The 22,510-nt window shown below is 66.4% G+C and carries 20 protein-coding genes; 10 read left to right on the top strand and 10 right to left on the bottom strand.

Translation table 11 applies throughout. The features are described 5' to 3' along the window. The first annotated feature begins 63 nt into the window (after positions 1–63). On the top strand, positions 64–1,614 hold the full coding sequence (locus ABW16_RS18105; protein ID WP_047320569.1) for an acyl-CoA synthetase: 1,551 nt from the start codon (positions 64–66) through the stop codon (positions 1,612–1,614). A gap of 807 nt (positions 1,615–2,421) precedes the next feature. On the opposite strand, the gene ABW16_RS18100 is transcribed toward ABW16_RS18105, so the two are convergent. The 3 genes from ABW16_RS18100 to ABW16_RS18090 all read right to left on the bottom strand — a co-directional run bounded on the left by ABW16_RS18100 (position 2,422) and on the right by ABW16_RS18090 (position 5,466). After that, positions 2,422–2,835, bottom strand: coding sequence for a hypothetical protein (locus ABW16_RS18100; protein ID WP_047320568.1), 414 nt, complete (start codon positions 2,833–2,835; stop codon positions 2,422–2,424). A gap of 1 nt (position 2,836) precedes the next feature. Beyond that, entirely contained in the window at positions 2,837–4,504 is a 1,668-nt protein-coding gene (locus ABW16_RS18095; protein ID WP_052956971.1) for a DUF4226 domain-containing protein, read from the bottom strand. A gap of 236 nt (positions 4,505–4,740) precedes the next feature. Continuing rightward, complete coding sequence (locus tag ABW16_RS18090; RefSeq protein ID WP_109519656.1) at positions 4,741–5,466, bottom strand: acetoacetate decarboxylase family protein; 726 nt, start codon at positions 5,464–5,466, stop codon at positions 4,741–4,743. A 28-nt stretch (positions 5,467–5,494) separates the two neighbouring features. Here ABW16_RS18090 and ABW16_RS18085 point away from each other — a divergent pair, with 28 nt between their 5' ends. Continuing rightward, on the top strand, positions 5,495–6,727 hold the full coding sequence (locus tag ABW16_RS18085) for a cytochrome P450 (protein ID WP_109519655.1): 1,233 nt from the start codon (positions 5,495–5,497) through the stop codon (positions 6,725–6,727). A 64-nt stretch (positions 6,728–6,791) separates the two neighbouring features. On the opposite strand, the gene ABW16_RS18080 is transcribed toward ABW16_RS18085, so the two are convergent. Then, positions 6,792–7,793, bottom strand: a complete 1,002-nt coding sequence (locus ABW16_RS18080) for an NAD-dependent epimerase/dehydratase family protein (RefSeq protein ID WP_047320566.1) — start codon at positions 7,791–7,793, stop codon at positions 6,792–6,794. Continuing rightward, a complete protein-coding gene (locus ABW16_RS18075; RefSeq protein WP_047320565.1) occupies positions 7,793–8,593 on the bottom strand; it encodes a crotonase/enoyl-CoA hydratase family protein in 801 nt (266 codons plus the stop codon). The genes ABW16_RS18080 and ABW16_RS18075 overlap by 1 nt, the downstream gene beginning before the upstream one ends. Positions 8,594–8,653: 60 nt before the next feature. Between ABW16_RS18075 and ABW16_RS18070 the strand changes: the two genes are divergently transcribed. Both ABW16_RS18070 and ABW16_RS18065 read left to right on the top strand, forming a co-directional pair. Beyond that, entirely contained in the window at positions 8,654–10,315 is a 1,662-nt protein-coding gene (locus ABW16_RS18070; protein WP_200900681.1) for an acyl-CoA synthetase, read from the top strand. Positions 10,316–10,379: 64 nt separating this feature from the next. Next, entirely contained in the window at positions 10,380–11,795 is a 1,416-nt protein-coding gene (locus ABW16_RS18065; protein WP_047320563.1) for a WS/DGAT/MGAT family O-acyltransferase, read from the top strand. A 3-nt stretch (positions 11,796–11,798) separates the two neighbouring features. Here the strand turns inward: ABW16_RS18065 and ABW16_RS18060 are convergent, their stop codons facing one another. Both ABW16_RS18060 and ABW16_RS18055 read right to left on the bottom strand, forming a co-directional pair. Then, positions 11,799–13,352, bottom strand: a complete 1,554-nt coding sequence (locus ABW16_RS18060; protein ID WP_047320562.1) for a succinic semialdehyde dehydrogenase — start codon at positions 13,350–13,352, stop codon at positions 11,799–11,801. A gap of 42 nt (positions 13,353–13,394) precedes the next feature. Then, on the bottom strand, positions 13,395–14,189 hold the full coding sequence (locus ABW16_RS18055; protein WP_233424806.1) for a serine hydrolase: 795 nt from the start codon (positions 14,187–14,189) through the stop codon (positions 13,395–13,397). A 149-nt stretch (positions 14,190–14,338) separates the two neighbouring features. Between ABW16_RS18055 and ABW16_RS18050 the strand changes: the two genes are divergently transcribed. Next, the gene (locus tag ABW16_RS18050) at positions 14,339–14,839 is read left to right on the top strand and encodes an Rv1419 family lectin (protein ID WP_047320621.1); all 501 of its coding nucleotides are present in this window, start codon (positions 14,339–14,341) and stop codon (positions 14,837–14,839) included. A 30-nt stretch (positions 14,840–14,869) separates the two neighbouring features. Here ABW16_RS18050 and fadD17 read toward each other — a convergent pair whose 3' ends face one another. Beyond that, positions 14,870–16,387, bottom strand: coding sequence for a long-chain-fatty-acid--CoA ligase FadD17 (fadD17, locus tag ABW16_RS18045; protein WP_047320561.1), 1,518 nt, complete (start codon positions 16,385–16,387; stop codon positions 14,870–14,872). A gap of 29 nt (positions 16,388–16,416) precedes the next feature. Here fadD17 and ABW16_RS18040 point away from each other — a divergent pair, with 29 nt between their 5' ends. Beyond that, positions 16,417–16,890 (top strand): nuclear transport factor 2 family protein, encoded by a 474-nt coding sequence (locus ABW16_RS18040; RefSeq protein ID WP_047320560.1) that lies wholly within the window; start codon positions 16,417–16,419, stop codon positions 16,888–16,890. An 18-nt stretch (positions 16,891–16,908) separates the two neighbouring features. Here the strand turns inward: ABW16_RS18040 and ABW16_RS18035 are convergent, their stop codons facing one another. Together ABW16_RS18035 and ABW16_RS18030 are read right to left on the bottom strand one after the other, a co-directional pair. Continuing rightward, entirely contained in the window at positions 16,909–18,006 is a 1,098-nt protein-coding gene (locus tag ABW16_RS18035) for an acyl-CoA dehydrogenase family protein (protein WP_047320559.1), read from the bottom strand. A gap of 34 nt (positions 18,007–18,040) precedes the next feature. After that, the gene (locus ABW16_RS18030; protein ID WP_047320558.1) at positions 18,041–19,219 is read right to left on the bottom strand and encodes an acyl-CoA dehydrogenase family protein; all 1,179 of its coding nucleotides are present in this window, start codon (positions 19,217–19,219) and stop codon (positions 18,041–18,043) included. A 192-nt stretch (positions 19,220–19,411) separates the two neighbouring features. Here ABW16_RS18030 and ABW16_RS18025 point away from each other — a divergent pair, with 192 nt between their 5' ends. From ABW16_RS18025 to ABW16_RS18010, 4 genes are all read left to right on the top strand, one after another. After that, positions 19,412–19,606: a ferredoxin gene (locus ABW16_RS18025; RefSeq protein ID WP_047320557.1), complete on the top strand. Its 195-nt coding sequence runs from the start codon at positions 19,412–19,414 to the stop codon at positions 19,604–19,606. Positions 19,607–19,685: 79 nt separating this feature from the next. Next, positions 19,686–20,597 (top strand): 3-oxoacyl-ACP reductase, encoded by a 912-nt coding sequence (locus tag ABW16_RS18020; RefSeq protein WP_047320556.1) that lies wholly within the window; start codon positions 19,686–19,688, stop codon positions 20,595–20,597. Positions 20,598–20,837: 240 nt separating this feature from the next. After that, complete coding sequence (locus ABW16_RS18015) at positions 20,838–21,602, top strand: MlaE family ABC transporter permease (protein WP_046286802.1); 765 nt, start codon at positions 20,838–20,840, stop codon at positions 21,600–21,602. Between the two features lie 49 nt (positions 21,603–21,651). Then, positions 21,652–22,494 (top strand): MlaE family ABC transporter permease, encoded by an 843-nt coding sequence (locus ABW16_RS18010; RefSeq protein ID WP_047320555.1) that lies wholly within the window; start codon positions 21,652–21,654, stop codon positions 22,492–22,494. The last annotated feature ends 16 nt before the right edge of the window (positions 22,495–22,510 follow it).

Genomic DNA, 22,510 nt, shown 5'->3' with positions numbered 1-22,510 from the left:
GGTTCGGCGCGCGGCGCTGGTCCCACCTTGCGGGCAGACTAGAACGCGTTCTAGATTGGCCGAATGAGTGAAGCCGGCCTGTGGAACATTGCCCGTGACACCCCCGACGCCGTCGCCGTGGTCGACGTCCACGGTGGTCAGCTGACCTACGGGGAACTGGCTGCTCGCGCCGACCGCTACGGCCGCGGCCTGCAGGCGATGGGTCTGGAGCCCGGCGACGTGCTGGTGATGGTGCTGCCGAACATCGTCGACACGCTCGCGGTGTACTTCGCCGCCATGCAGACCGGGCTCTACATCGTGGCCATCAACTGGCACTTGACCGGTCCGGAGATCGGCTACATCCTTTCCGACAGTGGCGCGAAAGTTGTTGTCGCTCATGAACGTTTCGCTGAAGCGTCCAAGATCGCCGCGGACGAGGCCGGCCTGCCCGCGCAGGGGCGGTTCGCCGTCGGCGACATCGAGGGGTTCACCCCGCTGTCCGCTTTGGGCGCCGACGAGCCGGCGACCCGGCCCGACGTGCGCACCATGGGCGCCGCGATGCTCTACACCTCCGGTACCACCGGTAAGCCCAAGGGCGTCAAGCGCCCGCTGACCGGCGCAGACCCCGACGCGGTTCCGGTCGCCTCGGCCGGCTTCTTCGCGCTCTATGACCTGTTGCCGTTCGACAACCACGTACACATCTGTGGTTCGCCGCTGTATCACACTGCCGTGCTGAACTTCTCATCGATCTCCATCCAGCTGGGCCACAAGGTGGTGCTGATGGACAAGTGGGACCCCGAAGAGATGCTGGCGCTGATCGAGCAGCACAAGGTCACCCACAGTCACATGGTGCCGACCCAATTCCGTCGGCTTTTGGCGCTGCCCGCCGAGGTGCGCGAGCGCTACGACGTGTCCTCGTTGCGCAACATCATCCACGGCGCTGCGCCGTGTCCGCCCGAGGTCAAGCGTCAGATGCTTGACTGGTGGGGCCCGGTGATCACCGAGTACTACGCCGCCACCGAGGGCGGCGGCACCAAGATCAGCGGCGCCGAGTGGCTGACCCACCCCGGTTCGGTGGGCAAGGCCTGGCCGTATTCGGTGGTCAAGGTGCTCGACGACGACGGCAACGAGCTGCCGGCCGGTGAGGTCGGCACCGTCTACATGCAGATGGGCGGCTCCACCTTCGCCTACCACAATGACGAAAAGAAGACCGCCGAAAACCGCGCCGGTGACCTGTTCACCGTCGGCGACGTCGGCTACCTCGACGAGGACGGCTACCTGTACCTGCAGGACCGCAAGACCAACATGATCATCTCCGGCGGGGTCAACGTCTACCCGGCCGAAATCGAGAACGAGCTGATCATTCACCCGAAGGTGCTCGACGTCGCGGTGTTCGGGGTGCCCGACGAGGACTGGGGCGAGGCGATCAAGGCCGTCGTGCAGCCCGCCGACGGCGTGGTGGGCGATGACGCGCTGACCGCCGAGCTGATGGAGTACGCGGCGGCGCGGCTGGCGAAGTTCAAGCTGCCTAAGTCGATCGACTACATCGCCGAGATGCCCCGCGACCCCAACGGCAAGCTGTATAAGCGCAAGCTGCGCGACCCGTACTGGGAGGGGCGGGACGCCAAGATCTAGGGGGCAGCTAGGGATTATTGATCCGGCCGGGGAACTACCTCGGTGGGCCCCAATACTTCAACGCGTTTGCTTCCTCCAGCGCGGAAAGCGCCTTGCATGACTGGCCTACCAATGGCTCTGCGAACGGATCCTCAATGCGCCTCACAACGTTGCGGATCCACGATGCCGTCCCTGCTGGCGATACCACGCTAGTCTCATCGAAGCCATCCAGATGCTCCCGGACGATAGGGACTCGGAAACAGTTGCCGATAATCGGGATTCAGAGGGCACCGAAGATGGAACTCCAACAGGGTCCTCATTAGGGAATTAACTGAGCCCCTGCTGCTGACGCCAGCGTGACCAATACTGGTCTGAGTTGGATGGCCGTAATGCTCGCAATTCTTTGCATGTCTCATCGAGTGTCGACGTGTTAGAAAAAATTTCCTCGACCCCACCCATATTTTCGCGCACCCAAGCGATCTCTTCCGCCGCTGACTGATAGTGAATGTCCGGTTCGTTGTCGACATACTGCTTGAGTAAGGAGACCCAAAACCAGTTCTCGGGCGTAGCTAGCTGCGTAGGCGCTACCGTAAGCGCCATCTGCCCTCGGTTATTGGCAAAATTCCAACTTAGGGTCGGTCCCGTCAGCTCAGGGAGGCATCGATCGTGGGAAGGCCGCGACTGCTGGAATTGGTAATGTGGTATTGAGGGTCGAGATACAACGCCTCAAAATGTTACAGGAAATATTCCAAAAGGGTCTTCATTCCAATGACCTCCACTTGACGGAATCCATTTGATTCGGGAGAACTCCGTTGTAAGTCTCAACCTTTAGGGTGGTCCAAATAGTTCAGTGGCCTTCAATTCTTCCAGGGCGATCAGGGCTTTGCAGGAAGCTTCTACAATCGAATCATCGAACAGTGCTTCCACTCGGCTGATATTGTCGCTCAGCCAAGCCGCAAGCTCGTCGGTGAGCACCGTGGTATGTTCTTCCACTCCGTCAAGATATTGTTGGATGATTGTGAGTCTGAACCAATTCTCGACAGTATCCAGCCGGGTTGGGGCGACCGCTACGTAAATCTGCCCTCTATCATTTATTAGCTGCCAGCTGGTGGTGTCGCCGGTCATTCGCAGCGACGCATTCTCTGTGCGCGAGCCGGTGGTTGTGGAGTTGGTGATCCGATATTTTGGGTCCAAATACAACACTTGGAGATACTTCAGGAATAATTCGAGTAATCGCGTCATCTTACCCACTCCCTAGGACTGGCGGAACCAAGGTATTGCCGCTGCGGACGTATCCGTGGGATTCGAGATACCTGATCTCGGCCCCAGTGTAACTGTCTTGCCGGATCATGCGAAATGGTACTGATAGCGTAATTCGATCGCGATTGGTGATTGCGATATCAAGTACATGTTGGTTTGCGGCGAGCCGTTCGGTCTCGGGGGCTGCATTCCATGCTTGTTGCCCGATGTCAAAGTAGCTGGCGCCGCGTTCCTGTGCGACCTCGATGTAGGACGGTCCCACAGTTGGCTGAAACGGTCCGAGCACAGTTTCGCCGCTGCCAGTGAGGTGCTGCTCGGACAAGATTCGCAGCTGCGGACTCATGTGATCGAGGGGGTTCTCCAGCGTGAATGCGGGCCACGACGACATCGGTTCGGACGGCAGTGGATGAGGAAGGTGTGGACCGGTGTCCGGCAGCGGGTGCTCGTGAGTGACGGCCGGCGGGCCGTGTTCGGCTGTCGTGAGGGGTGGGATGTGGTCGCCGCCGGCGGTAACCGTGGTGTGGGGGTGGCGGATGGCGAGGTCATCCGCGGCGGCTTGGGCGCGGATTTCTGCTTGGGCGATCGCCCGCGGCAGCACGTTGTCAGCGGTCAGGCCAGTGGCTGCACCGCCGCCGGCTTCAAGGGCTTCGCGGGCAAACAATGACCGCATGCCCTGCCACCCGGCTTCGACACCGGCCTTGCCTGCGCTCATCGCGGGTCCGGCGCCGACCGCGGTGAAGATGACGTTCTGCAGCAGTGCGTCATCGGGGGTGACACGGCCGGGATCGAGGAATCGGGAGGTGGCCAATTTCCCGTCGTGGTAGGTGAAGTAGGCGCCGCTGCCGTTGCTGGCGCCCTGGTCGTAGATTTCGCCGGTGCCGTTCTCGAGCGCCCCGGTCACCACCATCTTCTGGCCCGCAAGGGTATAGGTGAACGACAAGGCTCCGTCCGGGCCGAGGTGCACCGAGGCGGGGTCGATGGTGGAGTAGTCGGGGATTTTGCCCAACTCATCAAGGGCGTCGGCGAGGTTCTTCTTCAATGCCGGCAGTCGGGTCATCGCCTGTTGGGCCTCATCGCTGCCGGCGCCGTGGGCATAGGCCTTGCCGGCAGCGTCGTCGAGCGCCTTTCGGGCGGCCCGCACGCGTGCCATCGCGTCGAGCACCGCCTGGTCGTTGGCCCGCAGCAGATCGTCGAACGCGCTCGGATTCGCTGGGCCTTTGGGCGGCGGACTCAAGGGCCGACCCCAGCCGGCCAAGTGCACCGTGGGGTCCGAGCCGTCGGTCGGCGCCCGGCGCAACCCGCCCTCGACCGTGTAGCGCCCACCGAGCGCCTGCACCGCCTGGGACCTGGCTCGACTGTCGGCAAGGCCGTCGGCAACGATCTTGTAGATCTCGCGGGCTTTGCCGGTCAAGAACTGCTGGAACTGGCGAGCACCCGCGGGAGTGTCCAGGCCCCGCCAGGTGGCGGCGGCCTGCCTGACCTCTGCTTCGATGGCATCAAGACGCTGCCGGTACTCGCGGTTGTGCTGCACGGCGCCGCGCAGCAGCGCCTCGAACTCCTGATCTGCTGCCACGGATGACGCCAGCCGTTGCGCCAGTTGCGTTTCGCGCTTCCGCGCAGCATCGGCGAACGCACCGCGTTCTTCGGGCACGCCGAGAACGGTAACCGCGTGCTTGCGTCGCCGACAATTCAGTCAGAACCTCAACCCCGGGCGATGGTCAGCCCCCGTGGACGCCCACCCGGACCCTGACGGCAGCACCTGGTGGCATCGCGGCACCGCCTATATGCAGATGGGTGGCTCCATCGCTGAGACCCCCAGCGACCCCAACGGCAAGCTGTACAAGCGGAACTGCGCGACCCGTAATGGGAGAGGCGGGCCGCCAAGATCTAACCCCCCACCACCTGCGCGTCGCCGAAGGTCATCTCGACGCGGCCCACGGTCGACGACATCATCGGCCGCTTGGGCAGGCCCAGCGCGGCCAGCTCACGCGCGTACGGGTGGGTGCCCAGCCGCAACGTGGTACCGCCCAGCGACCCGCGCACCTTCGAAATCCGCATCTCCCAAGGCACTTGGCGGGTAACGCCGTCGAGGTGGCTGAACGCTTGGAGCACCCGGGGCCGCGACGTGAGCGGCCCCGGAACCGGCAGCCCGCGACCGAATTCCATGGTGGCGATGTGCTGGCCGTCCGCGGCGACGTCGAAACCCAACTGCCGGCCGTCGCGAACGGTGAAGTCCGCCATGATCTTCGGGAATCCCCAGATGGTGCGTCCGGCCTCGAGGGTGAACTCCTGGTCGACCGGTAGGTGGTGGATGAACGCGCCCGCGGCGCCCAGTGCTCGCCAGCCGCGCGCCTCGGTGCCCGGCGGGTTGACCATCACCGCGGTGCCGAACTCCAGGTAGCGGCCCAGGTCGCCGTCGATGTAGCGGGCCAGCATCAGGTTGACCACGGCGCGTCCCGGCTGCTGCTGGAAGACCTGCAGGCCGCTGTAGTCGATCATCGCCTGTGCGGCGTCCGCGGGCACCGAAAACATCGCGGAATGTACATCCGCGTGACGGATGCGGACGGGCATGGTAAGCACAGTGCCAGCGATGGTGTGCTGTGAAAGAGCCATGGCTCCCACTGTAATCCGGAGGACGCCAATGACCGAGGTAATGGCCGAAGCGAAGCCGACCACCAAGCCGGACATCGATCTGACCGACGGCACGTTCTACGCCGACGGCGGTGCTGCGCGCGCCGCCTACCGGTGGATGCGCACATACGAGCCGGTGTTCCGGGACCGCAATGGGCTGGCCGCGGCGTCGACCTACCAGGCGGTGATCGACGCTGAACGCACACCCGAGGTGTTCTCCAACGCCGGCGGCATCCGTCCCGACCAGCCGGGCTTCCCGTACATGATCGACATGGACGACCCCGCGCACCTGTTGCGCCGCAAGCTGGTCAACGCCGGATTCACCCGCAAACGCGTGCATGCCCAGCTGCCCTCCATCGAAACGCTGTGCGACACCCTGATCGACGCGGTGTGCGAGCGCGGCGAATGCGACTTCGTGCGCGACATCGCCGCGCCGCTTCCGATGGCGGTGATCGGTGACATGCTCGGGGTGCTGCCCGAAGAACGATCGATGCTGCTGCGGTGGTCAGACGACCTGGTGGCTGGGCTGAGCTCACACCTCGATCCGGAATCGGCGACGGCTCAGGCGGTCATGGCGGCGTTCGCCGGCTGGACCGAATTCACCAGGAACACCATCACGAAACGTCGGGCCGAGCCCACCGACGACCTGTTCTCCGTGCTGGTCAACGCCGAGGTGGACGGCGCACAGATGACCGACGACGAGATCATCTTCGAGACGCTGTTGATCCTGATCGGCGGTGACGAGACCACCCGGCACACCCTGTCCGGCGGCACGGCGCAGCTGCTGCGCCACCGCGACCAGTGGGATCTGCTGCAGCGCGATCCCGATCGGGTGCCGGTGGCAATCGAGGAGATGCTGCGGTGGACCTCGCCGGTGAAGAACATGTGCCGCACCCTGACCCAAGACACGGAGTTCCACGGCACGCAGCTGCGCGAGGGCGAGAAGATGCTGCTGCTGTTCGAGTCGGCCAACTTCGACGAGTCGGTGTTCGACGAGCCGGAACGCTTTGACATCACCCGAGACCCCAACAGTCACGTGGCATTCGGCTTTGGCACGCACTTCTGCCTGGGCAACCAGCTGGCCCGGCTGGAGTTGCGGCTGATGACGCAGCGGATCCTGCAACGGCTCCCCGATCTGCGGCTGGCTTCCGACGACACGTTGCCGCTGCGTCCGGCGAACTTCGTCAGTGGCCTCGAGTCGATGCCGGTGGTGTTCACCCCGAGCAAGCCGGTGCTGGCCTGACGCGACCTTCACGCCCAGCGTGTACTCGGACCGAGAAATTCGCCCTCCCGAAAAGGCGGGCTGATTACACGTTCGGCGAGCAGGGAGGCGTCGCAGGGACCCGCAGCGACTCGATGATCGCCTCGGTCGGTGACCGCCAGGCCAGGCCCAGATCGGCCAGCGTGGCCGAGTCGTCGGTCGGGGTGGCCGAGGTCAGCAGCCAGGCCGCCTCGTAGCTCAGCGACTCGGGCAGCGGCAGCAGCTTGCTGGCCAGGTCGCTGACCCGCCCGATGCCCTTGAAAACGCTGGGAGCAATAGGGATTCGCCGCACCGGCTTGCCCAGGCCCTGTTCCACCGCGGCGATCATCTCGTCGAAGCTGACCATGATCCCGCCGCACAGGTAGCGGTGCGGACCGCGGCCGGGCCGCATCAGCGCCTCGTGCACCAGCCCGATGTCGCGCACGTCGACCATCGCCATGCCGCCGCGCACCACCGGCGCCACCCGATACTTGACGATCGGCGCCCAGCCCCGTTCGGTGACGCCGGGCGCGGTGTGAAACGCCGGGCCGACCACGCTGGAGGGATAGGTGACCACGACCGGGGCGCCCTCGTCCTGCAGCCGGCGGGCCACCCGCTCGCCGTAGGCCTTGGTGCGGGCGTACGCGCTGCGCCCGGGCACCGTGGGCGAATCAGGGCCGATGATCCCGTTCGGCGGCGGAAAGAGCGCGCTGTAGCTGCTGACCGACACCACCGGGTCCAGACCGGCGGCCACGGCACGGGTCAGGATCGCCTCGGTGGCGTGGGCGTTGATGTCCCACATCAACTTTTCCTGGCGGTCGTTGGTCCCGACCACCCCGGCGGCGTGCAGCACCGAGTCGCAGCCGTCCAGCAGTGCGGTCACCACCGCGGTGTCGCGGATGTCGCCGTCGAGCACCTCCAGTGCGCCCAGGTCGCGCAGCCGGGGAATGACGGGCTCGTCAGCGCAGCCCGGGGCGACCAGCAGCCGTACCGAGTGTCCGGCTTCCAGCAGTGTCTTGACAGTGTGGGCGCCGAGGTAGCCGGTGCCGCCGGTGACTGCGACGCGCATCAGCGGTTCTTGAACTCCGGCTTGCGCTTCTCGGCGAACGCCCGCGGGCCTTCCTTGGCGTCCTCGCTCAAGAACACCTTGATGCCGATCTTGGTATCGATCTTGAAGGCGTCGTTCTCGTGCAGGCCCTCGGTCTCGTGGATGGTGCGCAGCATGGCCTGCACCGCCAGCGGCCCGTTGTTGTTGATCTGCTCGGCGATCTCCAACGCCTTGGTCAGCGCCTGACCGTCCGGCACCACGTGGCCGATCAGGCCCATGTCGAGCGCCTCGGCGGCAGTGATGTGCCGACCGGTGAACAGCAGGTCACAGGCCATGGTGTAGGGAATCTGGCGAACCAGCCGCACCGCGGAGCCGCCCATCGGGTACAAGCTCCACTTGGCCTCGGAGATCCCGAACTTGGCGCTTTCACCGGCGATGCGGATGTCGGTGCCCTGCAGGATCTCGGTGCCCCCGGCGATGGCCGGGCCTTCCACCGCGGCGATCAACGGCTTGGTCAGCCGGCGGCCCTTGAGCAGGCCGTCGATACGCGACGGGTCGTAGCTGCCGTCTTTGAAGGAGTCGCCCGGCGCCTTCTTGTTGGCCGCCTTGAGGTCCATGCCCGCGCAGAAATAACCACCGGCGCCGGTCAGGATGCACGAGCGGATCTCGTCGTCGTTGTCGACACGGTCCCAGGCCTCGACCATGATCGCCAGCATTTCGCCGGAGAGCGCGTTGCGGGCCTCTGGCCGGTTCAGGGTCAGGATCAGGGTGTGTCCGCGCTGCTCAATGAGGGCGTGGGGCTGTTCTGACGACTCGCTCACCGGCGTCCGCCTTTCCGGGTGGGAACCTCGACTTGAAATCGAAATGTAACACGTTCTAGTTTGTGTGTTGTGGCTCTCAACATCGCCGACTTAGCCGAACACGCCATCGACGCCGTACCGGATCGGGTTGCCCTGATCTGTGGGCCTGACCAGCTGACCTATGCGCAGCTGGAGGAGAAGGCCAACCGGCTGGCCCATTACCTGATCGACCAGGGCGTCAAGAAGGACGACAAGGTCGGCCTGTACTGCCGCAATCGCAACGAGATCGTCGTCGCGATGCTCGGCATCATCAAGGCCGGCGCCATCCTGGTCAACGTCAACTTCCGCTACGTCGAGGGCGAACTGCGCTACCTGTTCGACAACTCGGACATGGTTGCGCTGGTGCACGAGCGCCAGTACGCCGACCGAGTGGCCAACGTGCTGCCCGACACCCCGAACGTCAAGACCATCCTGGTGGTCGAGGACGGCTCCGATCTGGACTACCAGCGCTACGGCGGCGTGGAGTTCGAGGCCGCCCTGGCGCAGGGATCGCCGGAGCGTGACTTCGGGCCGCGCAGCGCCGACGACATCTACCTGCTCTACACCGGCGGCACCACCGGGTTCCCCAAGGGCGTGATGTGGCGCCACGAGGACATCTACCGGGTGCTGTTCGGCGGCACCGACTTCGCCACCGGTGAGCCGATCGCCGACGAGTACGACCTGGCCAAGCAGGCCGCCGCCAACCCGCCGATGGTCCGCCACCCGATCCCGCCGATGATCCACGGCGCCACCCAGTCGGCGACCTGGATGTCGCTGTTCAGCGGCCAAACCGTGGTGCTGGCACCGGAATTCGACGCCGATCAGGTGTGGCGCACCATCCACGACCACAAGGTCAACCTGCTGTTCTTCACCGGGGACGCGATGGCGCGCCCGCTGCTGGACGCGCTGTTGGCCCATCAGGATGCCGGTAACGAGTACGACCTGTCGTCGCTGTTCCTGCTGGCATCCACCGCGGCGCTGTTCAGCCCGAGCATCAAGGAACGCCTGCTGGAGCTGCTGCCCAATCGGATCATCACCGACTCCATCGGGTCGAGCGAGACCGGTTTCGGCGGCACCAGCATCGTCGCCAAGGGTGAAGCGCACACCGGCGGCCCCCGGGTCACCATCGACAAGACCACCGTGGTGCTCGACGAGGACGGCAACGAGGTCCAGCCCGGCTCCGGCGTGCGTGGCATCATAGCCAAGCGCGGCCACATCCCGGTCGGCTACTACAAGGACGAGAAGAAGACCGCCGAGACGTTCCGCACCATCAACGGCGTGCGTTACGCGATCCCCGGCGACTTCGCGCAGGTCGAGGCCGACGGCACCGTGACCATGCTGGGCCGTGGGTCGGTGTCGATCAACTCCGGTGGCGAGAAGATCTACCCCGAGGAGGTCGAGGCCGCCCTCAAGACCCACCCCGACGTCTTCGACGCACTGGTGGTCGGGGTGCCCGACCCCCGCTACGGCCAGCATGTGGCCGCGGTGGTTCAGGCGCGCGGCGACGCCCGGCCCTCGCTGGATGAGATCAACGCCTGCGCGCGCACCGAGATCGCCGGCTACAAGGTGCCCCGCAGTCTGTGGTTCGTCGACGAGGTCAAACGTTCTCCGGCCGGCAAACCCGACTACCGCTGGGCCAAGGAGCAGACCGAAGCCCGCCCCGCCGACGAGGTGCACGCGAAGCATGTGGCGGCCGAGAGCTAGATTCACCGAATCTTTTGACGGTGAGCCGCTCCCGGCGAACCGGTGTCCGGGCTAGTCTCTGTCGATGCAGCGACTTTCGGGCGTCGACGCGGCGTTCTGGTCCGCCGAAACGGCGGGCTGGCACATGCACATCGGTGGGTTGGCGATCTGCGACACCACCAATGCGCCGAACTACAGCTTCGAGCGGGTTCGCCAGCTTCTGATCGAGCGATTACCGCAATTGCCGCAGCTGCGTTGGCGGGTCACCCCTGCTCCGCTGGGGCTGGACCGGCCGTGGTTCGTGGAGGACGAGAATCTCGACATCGACTTCCACCTGCGTCGCATCGGCGTTCCCGCCCCGGGCGGGCGGCGCGAGGTCGAGGAGCTCGTGGGACGGCTGATGTCCTACAAGTTGGATCGGTCGCGCCCGCTGTGGGAGATGTGGGTGATCGAAGGCGTCAACGGCGGCCGGGTCGCGACCCTGACCAAGATGCATCACGCGATCGTCGACGGCGTGTCCGGCGCGGGACTGTTCGAGATCATGTTGGACGTCACCCCTGAGCCACGGCCGCCGGACCCGGAGGCGATCGGGTCATCCAATGGCTCCGCCATGCCCAGCTACGAGCGCCGTATCGTCGAGGAGTTGGTCAACGTCGCGGTGAAGACGCCGTACCGCATCGGCCGGCTGCTGCAGCAGACCGTTCGCCAGCAGATCGCCACCGTGGGACTGGGGCTGCCCCGCAAACCACCGCGTTACTTCGACGCCCCGGTGACCCGGTTCAACGCCAGCGTGTCGCCGCACCGGCGGATCAGCGCCACTCGCATCGAGCTGGCCCGGATCAAGGCCGTCAAGGACGCCTACGGGGTGAAGCTCAACGATGTCGTGCTCGCCATGGTCGCCGGCGCCGTCCGTGAGTACCTGCGCGAGCGCGGGGAACTGCCAGACAAGCCGCTTGTCGCCCAGATCCCGGTATCGACCCGCACCGAGGAGAGCCAGGGCGAGGTCGGCAACAAGGTCAGCTCGATGACGGTATCGATGGCGACCGACATCGAGGGAGCGGCCCAGCGGCTCAAGACGATTCACGCCAGCACCCAGAGCGCCAAGCAGATGGCCAAGGCGCTGTCGGCGCACCAGATCATGGGACTGACCGACACCACCCCGCCGGGGCTGCTGCAGCTGGCCGCCCGTGCCTACACCGCGACCGGGCTGTCGAATCGGCTGGCTCCGATCAACCTCGTCGTCTCCAACGTGCCGGGCCCGCCGATTCCGATCTACATGGCCGGCGCGGAACTGGAGTCGCTGGTGCCGCTCGGCCCGCCGGTGATGGACGTGGCGCTGAACATCACCTGCTTCTCCTACCGCGACCACCTGGACTTCGGGTTCGTGACCACCCCGGAAGTCGCCGAGGACATCCACAAGATGGCCGACGCGATCGAGCCCGCACTGGCCGAGCTGGAGCGCGACATCGACCGGGGGAAGAACCGCACCGGCCGGCGCTGAGCGCTACCGGCCGGGCAGCGCCTGCACCGCGCGGATCATCGGGGTCAGCAGCTTCTGCCACACCGGGGCCGAAATGCCCAGCGGCGGATCCAGATTCAGGATCCGGGCGGTGGAGACCGTCTGCGACTCGGTGTACTTGAGGATTCCGTCGGCGCCGTGGCGACGGCCCACCCCGGAGGCCTTCATGCCGCCCATCGGCGCGGCGGTGCTGCCGAAGGCCAGCGCGTAGCCCTCGTCGACGTTGACCGTGCCGGAGTTGATGCGCGCGGCGATCGCCTCACCCTGGGACTTGCTCGCGGCCCACACGCTGGCGTTGAGCCCGTATTCGGTGTCGTTGGCCTTGGCGATCGCCTCGTCGACGCTGTCGACGGGGTAGATGGAGACGACCGGGCCGAACGTCTCGTTGCGTCCGCACTCCATCTCGTCGGTGACGTCGGTCAGCACCGTCGGCTCGTAGAACAGCGGCCCGATGTCCGGGCGGGCGTTTCCACCGGCGATCACCTTGGCGCCCTTGGCCTTTGCGTCGTCGACGTGGTTGGAGACGGTCTTGATCTGGTCTTCGGAGATCAAGCTGCCCATATCGGCGGTGAAGTCATACGCGGCCGAGAGCTTCATGGCGCGCACCTGCTCGGCGAACTTCGCGGCGAACTCCTCGGCGACGTCGCGCTCGACGTAGATCCGCTCGATCGAGATGCACAACTGCCCGGCGTTGGAGAAACAGGCGCGGGTGGCGGCCTTGGCGACTTCGGACAGGTTGGCGCCCTTGGTGACGATCATCGGGTTCTTGCCGCCCAGTTCGGCGGAGAAGCCGATCAGCCGGGAACCGCACTGCTCGGCCAGGGTGCGGCCGGTGGCGCTGGAGCCGGTGAACATCAGGTAGTCGCACTGCTGCACGATCGCGGTGCCGACCACCGATCCCGGGCCGGGCACCACCGCGAACAACTCGCGCGGCAGGCCGGCCTGATACAGCAGTTCGGCGTTGGCCAGCGTGCAGTACGGGGTCTGGCTGTCCGGCTTGACCACCACCGCGTTGCCCGCCAGCAGGGCGGGGATGGCGTCGGAGATCGACAGGGTCATCGGGTAGTTCCACGGCGCGATCACGCCCACCACACCCTTGGGGTGGTGGTTGATCACGGTCTTGACGATGCCGGGCAGCAGCCCCGGAACCCGCTTGGAAGCCAGTAACTTGGTGGCCTGGCGCGCGTAGTAGCGCGCGTTGAGCATGATGTCGAGGATCTCCTCCTGGGCCGCTGACCGCGCCTTGCCGGTTTCGGCCTGGCAGACGTCCATCAGGAAGTCCCGGTTGGCGATCACCAGATCGCGGTAGCGCTCGATGATCGCGCTGCGCTCCTTGACGCTGCGCGCCGCCCAGGTGCGCTGGGCCTCGCGGGCCTTGGCGAACGCCGCCGTCACGTCCTCGGCGTTGCCGACCGGGATGGTGGTCAGCGGCTTACCGGTGAAGACCTCGTCGATGGTCTTCGACTGCCGCGCGTCGATGTCGGCGATGGCGGACAGTTGACGCAGCCGGTCGAAGTCTGCGGCGGATGGGGCGGGCATGGGTGTCTCCTACTCGCGGGTAACACGTGGCTAGCGGCCAACCTACCCCGCGCAGCGGCCACCCGGTAGCTCGGCGGCATGGGCACTGAGCCACTGGGTCATCTGGTTGAGCGCCGCGATCCCGGATCCGAAGCTGCCGTCTTTGGGTTCGGCGGCCAGCGCCACCGCTAGGTCGCCGGCCGGTGCGTGCACGATGCCGAACTGCCGCACCAGGTAGCCGCCGCCCTGGCCCGGACCCCAGCCGCCCTTGGTCGGGGCGCCGATGCTGGCCAGGCCCCAGCGCTGATCGGGAACCGTGTTCTTCATCAAGCTGTAGACGGGTGCGGCAGCGGGCATGCACGGCAGGTGGGCGGCGAACACGGCCTGGCGGTTCAGCGGCCACTGGGTCTGGCCGAACGCGCTGAACTCAGGCCGGAGTCGCCGGGATTCGACCGCGGTGCCGGTGTCGCCGCCGGCCCGCAGCACGGCCTGCACCTGTTGGGCGGCCTGCGGCGCCGGCCCCAGCGAGGACCACAACTGCTCGGCGGCGTCGTTGTCGGATGCCGTGACGGCCTTGGCGGCCAGCTCTTGGGCGTTCGGGCGGTTGGCGTGCAGCGCCGCGATCGCCAGCGGCACCTTGATGGTCGACCAGGCGACGCCGTTCTGCAGGGACCCGAGCGTGCCCACCTGGTTCTGGCCGACCGGGGCATAGGCGATGCCGACGTTGCCCGGGATGGTGTTGGCCAGCTGCGCGAAGCTGGCTTGCAGGGGCTCGGCGGAGGCGGGGGAGGCCAGGGCCAGGGGTAAGGCGAGGGCGGCGGCCAGGACTGCGACGAGCACGCGGCGGGCGGCAGGCATTGATTCAGTATTGCGTGCCGAGGGTTCGAAACGGTGGTGGCCACACGGTGCGCCACCGGAGTGGCGAATTCGCCATTTGCGGCTCATCGTCCGCGGCCATGGTGGTAGGAGTGGCTGAATCACACGGGGTGGAGAAGATGGAGCGAACGATGCGTCGATTGCGGTTGCTGGGCGGTTTCGGCCGGGCCCTTGTCGTGGTCAGCATGGTGCTGTGCGTCGCGGTGCGAATCGCCGGTGTGGCGGCCGCTGACGGCCCGATCGGGTTGAGCAGCCGGCTGGGCGATTTCTGTCTGGACGCCCCCAGCGGAAGCTATTTCGCCGCGGTGGTGGTCAACCCGTGCGATGGTTCGGACTCCCAGCGCTGGGACCTCAACGGCAGGCAACTGCAGAACGTGGCCTTCCCCGGGGGATGCCTGATAAACCCGGCGGCAAATCAGACGGCAAATCCGGCGAGCGACCTTGCGTTCGCGCACCTCGGACCGTGTGCTGGAATGTGGCCGCAGAATTGGAACATCGACCCCAGCGGCCAGGTCAAAAATGACACGGGCTGGTATTGCCTCACAGTCCTGGGTGTGCCGGGGCCAGGGACGTGGGTCTCCGCTCGCTACTGCAATGGCGATCCGAGCCAAGGCTGGGACGTCATCTCCTGACCCGGCCGGCGGCAGCGTTGGACTGCCGGGCTACCGGGCGATCCGGTACACCGGATCGGCGCACTCGGTGCCCTCGGCGGACAGCACCCGCTTGAGTACCTTGAACGTCTCAGTGCGCGGCAGCTCGGCGGCCACCCGCACATAGGACGGCCACTGTTTGGGTCCCAGGTCGGGCTGTTCGGCCAGGAAGGCACGGAAGTCGTCGGGGTCGAACGACGCCCCGCGGGCCAGCACCAGCGCGGCCATCACCTGATCGCCCACCGTGGGGTCTGGGATGGGATATACCGCTGCTTGGGCGACGGCGTTGTGGCGCAGCAGGATCCGCTCGATCGGTGCGGTGCCCAGGTTCTCGCCGTCCACTCGCATCCAGTCGCCGAGCCGGCCGGCGAAGTAGGCGTAGCCGGCCTCGTCACGGTAGGCCAGGTCGCCGGAGTGGTAGATCCCGCCGGCCATCCGTTGCGCCTCGGCCTCGGGATCGCGGTAGTAGCCGCGGAATTGGCCGCGCCCACTGGCATTCACCAACTCCCCGACCACGCCGGGCGGGCACTCTTCACCCGTCTCGACGTCGATGATGGTGTTCCCGTCGATCAGCGGTCCCAGCGCGCCGGCCGGGGTGTCCGGCGTGCGGCCGATCGCCACCCCGCCCTCGGTGGAGCCGAAGGCGTCGATCACGGTGCACCCGAACCGAGTCGCGAACCGCTCCAGGTCCCGGGGCGCACCCTCGTTGCCGTAGAGCAGTCGCAGCGGGTTGTCGGCGTCGTCGGGCTGGGCCGGAGTGGCCAGCACGTAGGACAGCGGCTTGCCCACGTAGTTGGCGTAGGTCGCGCCGAAGCGGCGCACATCGGGAATGAACCCGGAGGCGGAGAATTTGCGGCGCAACGCGATCGACGCGCCGGCGGCCACCGCCACTGACCAGCCCGCCATCACCGCGTTGGAGTGAAACAGCGGCATCGACAGATAGCAGACGTCCGACGGCCCCAACCCGAAGCGCTGCGAGAGCATCACCCCCGGGAACGCCGCCTTCCACTGGGTGCAGCGCACCGCCTTCGGGTCGCCGCTGGTGCCCGAGGTGAAAATCAGCATGAACAGCTCGTCGGGATCGGCGTCCCGGAATGTCACCGAGGTGTCGTCATAGCCGGCCAATTCCGCAGCCCACGAGGGTGATTCGACATCGATCATGCCGGGGATCGTGACGTCGGCGGTGTTGTCGGCCAGCACCAGCTGACAGTCCGCGTGGGCCACATCGCGCTCCAGGGCGGCGCCCCGGCGGGTGGGGTTCAAGCCCACCGGCACGATCCCGGTCAGCGCGGCCGCCACCAGCATTGTCGAGAAGAACGGCGTATTGCCCAGCAGCACACCGACATGCGGCGGCTTGTCCGGATCGAGGCGGGCTCGCAGCGCGGCGCCGAGCCGGGCTCCCGCGGCGATGTGGTCGCGCCAGCTGACGAAGGTGTCCTCGTAGAAGACACCGCGGTCGTCCGCCTCGGCCACCCGCGCCAGCAGTGCTGTGACGGTGGACTGTTCGTCTACGAGGGTCGGTGCTGACATGGTGGTCAGATTAGTGCTGCAATAGGGCGGTGACTGATTTCGAGGCCATTGACGCCATCAAGCAAGTCAAGTACCGCTACCTGCGGGCGCTGGACACCAAGCACTGGGACGACTTCGCGGCCACGCTGACTGAAGACGTCACCGCCGACTACGGCAAGTCGATGGGCAGCGATCACACCTTCAGCGACCGCGACTCGCTGGTGGAGTTCATGCGGACCTCCCTGCCGGGGAACCTGATCAGCGAGCACCGGGTCAACCACCCCGAGATCACCCTCACCGGCCCGGACAGTGCCACCGGCATCTGGTATCTGCAGGACCGGGTGATCATGCCCGACTACAACCTGATGCTGATCGGTGCCGCGTTCTATCACGACACCTACCGACGAACCGCCGACGGCTGGAAGATCAGCTCCACCGGCTACCAGCGCACCTATGACGCCACCGTGCCGCTGACGGACATTCCCGGGTTCAAGGTGACGTTCGGGGATGCGCTGAACCGCTGAAGCGTCCCGCCTGGCCAACTACGCCGGCGTCTCGGCCAGTTCCCGGCCGATCGCCAGCAGCTGACCGGTGGCGCCGCCGAGCGCGAACTCGGTCTGCTTGGCGGCCAGGAAGTAGCGGTGGATCGGGTGGTCGATGTCGATGCCGACCCCGCCGTGAATGTGAACGATGCTGTGCGCCACCCGGTGTCCGGCCTCGGCTGCCCAGAATGCGGCGGTGGCCACCTGGGTGGTCGCCGGCAGACCCTCACTGACCCGCCACGCCGCCTGAGTCAGCGTGAGCCGCAGCCCCTTGACGTCGATGTAGCCGTCGGCCAGCCGCTGCGACACGGCCTGGAAGCTGCCGATCGGCTTGTCGAACTGCTCGCGCTCGCGGGCGTATTCCGCGGTCAGGGCCAGGCCGCGCTCCAGCACCCCCAACTGGTAGGCGCTGTGGCCCAACGCCGCCACGCTGGTCAGGTGGTCGAGCACCTCGGCGCCGCCGACCAGGCGACCGGCCTCCACCTTGACCCCGGACAGCTCCAGGTGGCCCACGCTGCCCCGCCCGGTGGTGGCCAGCGACGTCACCGTCACTCCGGGATCGGCGGCAGCGACCAGGAACACCGCTGCGCCCGAATCGGTTTCGGCCGCCACCAGGAAGGCGTCAGCCACCGAGGCGAAGCCGACCTGGGTGCGGGTGCCGGTGAGGCGGAAGCCGCCGTCGGTGGTGGCCGCCCGGACCGGGCCCTCGCCCATGTCGCCGTCGAGGGCGGCGGTGAGTATCTTCTCGCCGGCCACGGCCGGGGCGCCCCAGGCCTGCTGCAGCTCCGCGGAGCCGAACTTCGCCAGCGCCCCGGCGGCCAGCACCACCGACTCCAGGTAGGGCACCGCGGCAAGCTGACGGCCGAGTGCGGTCAGGATCGACGTCTGCTCCAGCACGCCGAACCCGCCGCCGCCCAGCGACTCGCTCGCCGCGCTGGACACCACGTCGGCGTCGATGAGTTTGCGCCACAGCTCGGTGTCGAAGCGCCCGTCCAACGCGTCCAGCTCACGCTGGTGCTCCGGCGTGCACACCGCGTCCACGATGGTGCCGACCAGGCCCGAGAGGTCGTCAGATGCTTCGGTAGTGGTGAAGTCCATGAGTACTTGCCTCCAAAGTCTTTGGGGTATTAGGTCAGCGGTTACGGGGCAGGCCCAGGGCCACCATGCCGATGATGTCGCGCTGCACCTCGTTGGTGCCGCCGCCGAACGTCAGGATCAAGCACGCCCGGTGCATCCGTTCCACCCGACCGCGCAGCAGCGCGCCGGGGGAATCCTGGCGCACCGTGGCGGCGGTGCCGAGCACCTCCATCAACAGGCGGTAGGCCTCGGTGGCCAACTCGGTGCCGAACACCTTGGCCGCCGACGCGTCCGCCGGGGACGGGGCGGACTTGTCGGCGGAGGCCAGCTCCCAGTTGATCAGCTTGAGCACTTCGACCTTGGCCAGCACCCGGGCCAGGTTGAGCTGCACCCACTGCGAGTCGATGACCCGGTTGCCGTGGATGTCCTTGGTGTTCTGTGCCCACTCCCGGACCTCCTGGAGCGCCAGGAAGATCGGCTGGGCCGACACCAGGGCAACGCGCTCGTGGTTGAGCTGGTTGGTCACCAGCTTCCAGCCCGCGTGCTCCTCGCCGACCAGGTTGGTCACCGGCACCCGCACGTCCTGGTAATAGGTGGCGCTGGTGTCCGGGCCGGCCATGGTGTGTACCGGGGTCCAGGAGAAACCCTCGGCGCTGGTGGGCACGATCAGCATCGAGATGCCGCGGTGCTTCTTGGCCTCCGGGTTCGTCCGGGCCGCCAGCCACACGTAGTCGGCGTAGGCGATCAGCGACGTCCACATCTTCTGGCCGTTGATGACGTACTCGTCGCCGTCACGTACCGCGGTGGTGCGCAGCGAGGCCAGGTCGGTGCCCGCGCCCGGTTCCGAGTAGCCGATCGCGAAGTGCAGCTCGCCGGCGGCGATCTTGGGCAGGAAGAACTTCTTCTGCTCTTCGGTGCCGAAAGCCATGATCGTCGGCGCGACGCTGTTGATGGTCAGAAACGGCACCGGGGCGCCGGCGACCGCGGCCTCGTCGGTGAAGATCAGCTGATCCATCGTCGAGCGTGCCTGGCCGCCGTACTCCTTCGGCCAGCTCAGCGTCAGCCAACCGTCGTGCCCCATCTGGGCGACGGTCTCGCGGTAGACGTTGCCGGTGCCGTACTCGCCCTGCGTCGAGCTCAGAGCCTCGCGGCGCTCTGGCGTCATCAGCGTGGTGAAGTAGGACCTCAGTTCGCTGCGCAGCTCTTCTTGTGCCGGCGTGTAGCTGATCTGCATCAGGGGAGTCCTTCGCTGGTGATCGGTGTCACGATAAGATTCTGTTCGACAGCCCGTTGTAACACGTTCTAGTCCCGGGGTCCAACGGCCCTAGCGCCTCGTGTGTGAAAGCTGTCGGATCGTATGGTGACACTAGTTGACGACGACGGTCGGAAATGCTCCGCCGGCGCACGGTTTTTACAGGAGAATGTCATGCGAGTTGAAGTAGATCTGGATCGTTGCGAGGGCAACGCGATTTGCGTCGGAATCGACCCCGAGCTGTTCGATCTCAACGACGACGAGCAGGCAGAGGTCAAATTCGCTCCGGTCCCGGCCGACCGGGAAGCCCACGCCGAGCAGGCCATCGCCGAGTGCCCGCGGGCCGCGCTGCGCCGCGTCGACGACTAGCCTCCCACTGGCAACGACTAGAGGTATTCATAACCGCCGGTGACGACGAGTGCGCCGGTGACGTAAAGGAGCGGCGTACATGACTGACAACGCGATCGACCTGACCGGCAAGGTCGCAGTGGTGACCGGCGCGGCCGCCGGCCTGGGCCGAGCAGAGGCGATCGGGTTGGCCCGCTCCGGGGCGACGGTGGTCGTCAACGACATCGCGTCGGCGCTGGAGTCCTCGGACGTCATCGACGAGATCGCCGCGGCTGGCGGCAAGGGTGTGCCGGTGGCCGGTGACATCAGTCAGCGGTCCACCGCCGACGAGCTCGTCAGCACCGCCGACGGCCTGGGCGGGCTGAACATCGTCGTCAACAATGCCGGGATCACCCGGGACCGGATGTTGTTCAACATGTCCGACGACGACTTCGACGCCGTGATCGCAGTCCACCTTCGTGGACATTTCCTGCTGACCCGAAACGCGGCCGCCTACTGGCGGCAGAAGGCCAAGGACAGCGATGGGACCGTTTACGGCCGCATCATCAACACTTCCTCGGAGGCCGGCCTGATGGGTCCGGTCGGGCAGGCCAACTATGGCGCGGCCAAGGCGGGGATCACCGCGCTGACGCTCTCGGCCAGCCGGGCGCTGAGCCGCTACGGCGTGACTGCCAACGCGATCTGCCCGCGGGCCCGCACCGCGATGACCGCCGATGTATTCGGCGAGGCCCCGGAAGGCGCTGCGGGAGATGTCGATCCTTTGTCGCCCGAGCACGTGGTGACATTGGTCCGGTTCTTGGCATCGCCGGCCTCGGCTGCGGTCAGCGGTCAGGTTTTTGTGGTCTACGGACCTGAGGTAACCCTGATGGCCGCGCCGACCGTGGAACGGAAGTTCGGCGCGGACGGGCAGGCGTGGGATCCAGCCGTGTTGTCCGACACGCTGGCCAATTACTTCGCCGGCCGTGACCCGGCCCGGACGTTCTCCGCGTCCGAACTGATGTCCGGCGATTAGAACAAAATTAGAACGCGTTACAGCGAGACGTGGGTCACAATCCGCTGTGACCAGCGCGGATATCTCGGGAATCCCGCCGAAACGTGTCCTTTGACACTGAGAACGTGTTCTAGTTAGTATGATCCGGCTCACGCAGTGCGGCGTCTGAATTGCACGAATGACGCCGGTCGCAGGAGGTTGCCGGATACAGTTTTGCGACCACCGATGCCCCGGAAGCCCGACCTGAGGGAAGGACGTGTCTTGATCGAACAGCTCACGGTTCCGGCTCGGGCCGTGGGCGGGTTCGTCGAGATGTCCCTGGAGACCTTTCGGGCGATGTTCCGCCGGCCCTTCCAGTACCGTGAGTTCCTCGACCAGACCTGGATGATCGCCCGGGTGTCGCTGTTGCCGACAGTGCTGGTCGCGATCCCCTTCACCGTGCTGGTGGCCTTCACCCTCAACATCCTGCTGCGCGAGATCGGCGCTGCCGACTTGTCCGGTGCCGGAACCGCGTTCGGCACCATCACCCAGTTGGGCCCGGTCGTCACCGTGCTGGTGGTGGCCGGCGCGGGCGCGACCGCTATCTGCGCGGACCTGGGCGCACGGACCATCCGCGAAGAGATCGACGCGATGCGGGTGCTCGGTATCGACCCGATCCAGCGATTGGTGGTGCCCCGGGCCCTGGCGTCGACGTTCGTCGCCTTGCTGCTCAACGGGCTGGTGTGTGCGATCGGCCTGGTCGGCGGCTATGTGTTCTCGGTCTTCCTGCAGGGCGTCAATCCCGGTGCCTTCATCAACGGGCTGACCGTGCTCACCGGGCTCGGCGAGCTGGTGATGGCCGAGATCAAGGCGCTGCTGTTCGGCACGGCCGCCGGTCTGATCGGGTGTTATCGCGGGCTGACCGCCAAGGGCGGGCCCCAGGGCGTAGGCAACGCGGTCAATGAGACCGTCGTCTACGCCTTTATTTGTCTGTTCGTCATCAACGTCGTCATGACCGCGATCAGCGTCCGGGTGCTGGTCAAATGAGCCCGCGAGTGCTCCGGCAAGCGAAGAACGAGCGAGTGGGAGTCGAGCCATGAGCTACGACGCCACATTGCGGTTCCGGCGGATGTTCCGCGGGGTGCCCAAGGCCGTCGACACCTTCGGCGAGCAGGCCCTGTTCTACGCCGAATCGATCCGGTACGTCCCCAACGCGCTGACCCGGTACCGCAAGGAAACCGTCCGGCTGATCGCCGAGATCACCATGGGTACCGGCGCGCTGGCCATCATCGGCGGCACGGTCGGGGTGGCCACCTTCCTCACCCTGGCCTCCGGTGGAGTTATCGCCGTCCAGGGCTTCTCTTCGCTGGGCAACATCGGCATCGAGGCGCTGACCGGCTTCCTGTCGGCGTTCCTCAACGTGCGGATCGTTGCGCCGGTGGTCGCGGGGATCGCGCTGGCCGCCACCATCGGGGCCGGCACCACCGCCCAGCTCGGCGCCATGCGTGTCGCCGAGGAGATCGACGCCGTCGAGTCGATGGCGGTCCATGCGGTGTCCTATCTGGTGTCCACTCGGCTGGTGGCGGGCCTGATCGCGATCATCCCGCTGTACTCACTGTCGGTGCTGGCCGCCTTCTTCGCCGCCCGGTCCACCACGGTGTTCATCAACTCGCAGTCACCGGGCCTCTATGACCACTACTTCGACACCTTCCTGATCCCCACCGACCTACTGTGGTCCTTCCTGCAGGCGATCATCATGTCGGTCGCGGTGATGCTGGTGCACACCAACTACGGCTTCAACGCGGCCGGCGGCCCCGTCGGGGTAGGCATCGCGGTCGGTCAAGCCGTGCGGACGTCGTTGGTCGTGGTGGTCGTCATTACGCTGTTCGTTTCACTTGCCGTCTACGGCGGCTCTGGCAACTTCAACCTCTCGGGCTAGCAAGGGAATACAGGTG

Source organism: Mycolicibacter heraklionensis (assembly GCF_001021505.1).
Classification (GTDB): Bacteria; Actinomycetota; Actinomycetes; order Mycobacteriales; family Mycobacteriaceae; genus Mycobacterium; species Mycobacterium heraklionense.
Note: the sequence above shows the minus strand (reverse complement) of the source record. Positions and strands in the feature narration are given on the sequence as shown.